The sequence below is a fragment of the Actinophytocola sp. genome (genome assembly GCF_045807065.1).
Taxonomy (GTDB): domain Bacteria; phylum Actinomycetota; class Actinomycetes; order Mycobacteriales; family Pseudonocardiaceae; genus Actinophytocola.
Map to the genome: position 1 here is coordinate 1 of NZ_JBJMIE010000586.1, position 2,626 is coordinate 2,626.

Genomic DNA, 2,626 nt, shown 5'->3' on the forward strand with positions numbered 1-2,626 from the left:
GCGCGTCGTGCTCGAACTGCTGCGCTCGATGGTGGACGCCGCGAATCAGACCATCGTGATGGTCACCCACGACCCGGCCGTGGCGGCACGTGCCGACTCGGTGCTGTTCCTGTCCGACGGGCGCATCGTCGACCACCTGACCCGCCCGTCGGTGCGCCAGGTCGCCGACCGCCTCGCCGCGCTGGAGGACTGATGCTCAGCCTGTCCGTCGCCACCTTCCGCGCGCGGTGGCAGCTGTTCGTCGGCGCGATCATCACCGTCACGCTCGGCGTCGCGCTCGTGCAGTCCGCGCTGTTGATCGTCGTGTCCGCCGGCGACCACGGCGAGGCGATCGCCGTGCTCGGGATGTCGCTCGGCGTCTCGGCGTTCCTCGCGATCTTCATCGTCAGCTCGACGTTCGCGTTCACCATCGCCCAGCGCCGGCGGGACCTCGCGCTCCTGCGGCTCATCGGGGGCAGCCGCGGCCAGCTGCGCCGGCTGCTGCTGTCCGAAGCGCTCCTGCTCGGCGTCCTCGGCACGGTCCTCGGCATACCAGCGGGCCTGGTCGCGACGGACGTGCAGACCGCGCTGCTCGAAAGCCTCGGGTTCCTGCCCGACTCGTTCAACGCGGCCTGGCACGGCTGGGTCCTCTACGTCTCGGTGGGCCTCGGCATCGGCGTGGCGCAGTTCGGGGTGCTCGCCGCCTCGCGCCGGGCGTCGCGCGTGCGTCCACTGGAAGCGTTGCGGGACACCGGCGAGGCCGCCAGGGTCATGACGTTCTCCCGGTGGTTCTTCGGGATCCTGCTCGTCGCCGTGGCCATCACGCTGATGTCGATATCGGTCGGGGTGGACAGTCCGACCGGGGCGATCCCGCTGTCGGTGAACGCCACGCTCGCCGCGGCCGTCGGATTGGGCGCGCTCAGCCCACTCGTCGTGCCGCTGGTCGGCAGGCTCACGGGTGGGCTGGCGGGCCGGACCACCCTCGGCGGGCTCGCGCGGGCCAACCTGCGGGTGGGTGTGCGCCGCAGCGCGTCCACCGCGGCGCCCCTGCTCGTGCTGGTCGCGCTCGTGACCGGGCTGGCGGGCACGTTCGCCACGCTGTCCGAGGGCGCACAGCGCCAGCTCGTCGCCGACATCCGCGGTGACCTGGTCGCCGGGGGACCGGTCTCGCCCGCGACGCCCGGTGTCGCCGCCGCGTCGACGGAGTACGCCCTGTCGATCGAGGCCACCACCGTCACGCGCGGCGAGACGGAGACCGACGAGGTCGACGCGCTCGCGGTCGACCCGGACGCGTACCGGCGGGCGCACCGGCTGCCGCTCGTCGGCGGGTCCTTCGACGACCTCCACGGCCGCGCGGTCGCGGTGGCGGGCGGGGACCTCGGCGCGACGGTGCGCATCCGGGTCGGGGGCCGGGACCTCACCACGCGCGTGGTGGCCGTGCTGCCGCGGAAGCTGGACGGCGGACCGGAGTACCTGCTGCCGCGCGATCTCGTGCCGTCCGCCGCGCTCGGACCCGCCCGGTCCGTCGTGCGCCTGGAGCCCGGTGCCGACGCCGCCGCCGTGGCGAAGACACTGCCGCGACCGGTGTCCACGGTGGACGACTGGATCGCGGCGAGCGACAGCGCGCAGGAGAGCCTCAACGCCGGGACCATGAAGGTGCTGATGGGCCTGGCCGCGCTCTACGCGGTGATCGCCGTGGTGAACGCGGTCGTCATCGCCGCGGGGGAACGCCGGCGCGAGTTCGCCGTCGCGCGGCTCACGGGGCTCAGCCGGGAGCAGGTCATCGGCAGCGCGTTGCTCGAGTCGTCCGTCGTCACCGGGACCGGTCTCCTGCTCGGTTGGCTCGCGGCCCTGGCCACCCTGGTCGGCATCAGCGGGGTCGCGGGCACCATGGTCGTGCCGTGGGGCGTGTTCTGGCTGACGGTCCTGGGCGCGTTCGTGGTCGTCGGCGCGGCGAGCGTGTGGACCAGCCTCGCCGCGACCCGACCCGCGCCGATCTCGCTGGCGGGGACGCGTGAGTAGCTCAGCGGGATCTCCGGCTCTTCGACTTTGGTCGAGGTTCCACTAGACCTTGTGCGGTCGCGGTGCCGGTCTCCGATCGGGTGGACTTCCACTCGACTCGAAGGGGGTTGTGATGCGACGACGATGGTTGATGGCGCTGGTCTCGGTCGGTGTGGTGGCCGGGGTGCTGGCGCCGGGTGGTTCGGCGGCCGCGGCGGGTGATCCGGTCGTGTGGACCGGGGACGGTGCGGTGCGTGGGCAGGTGGCCGGGAACACCCGTGTGTTCCAGGGCGTGCCGTACGCGGCGGCGCCGGTGGGGGAGTTGCGGTGGCGTGAGCCGCGGCCGCCCGCGCGGTGGTCCGGTGTGCGGGACGCGACCCGGCCGGGGCCGGCGTGTGCGCAGCTGCCGGGGGAGCTGCCCGAGGGCAGCACGAGTGAGGACTGCCTGTACCTGAACGTCACCGCGCCGGCCGGGGCCGAGCGCCGGCCGGTGGTGGTGTGGGTCCATGGTGGTGGGTTCTTCATGGGCGCGGGCGCAAACTACGACGCGCGCCGGCTCGTCGGGCGCGGGGACGTGGTCGTGGTGTCGATCAACTACCGGCTCGGGGTGTTCGGTTTCTTCGGGATGCCGGGGCTCGAGGGTTCC

General features: G+C 73.5%; 2 protein-coding genes and 1 pseudogene. All 3 read left to right on the top strand.

The genetic code is table 11. From position 1 onward, the window contains the following. Positions 1–193 (top strand): annotated as a pseudogene (locus ACJ73U_RS34400) (ABC transporter ATP-binding protein); the annotation flags it as partial. Continuing rightward, a complete protein-coding gene (locus ACJ73U_RS34405; RefSeq protein ID WP_407781927.1) occupies positions 193–2,001 on the top strand; it encodes an FtsX-like permease family protein in 1,809 nt (602 codons plus the stop codon). The pseudogene ACJ73U_RS34400 and the gene ACJ73U_RS34405, both read left to right, overlap by 1 nt. A gap of 112 nt (positions 2,002–2,113) precedes the next feature. Then, positions 2,114–2,626 (top strand): carboxylesterase family protein (locus tag ACJ73U_RS34410; protein WP_407781928.1); only part of this gene is annotated, 513 nt, incomplete at its 3' end.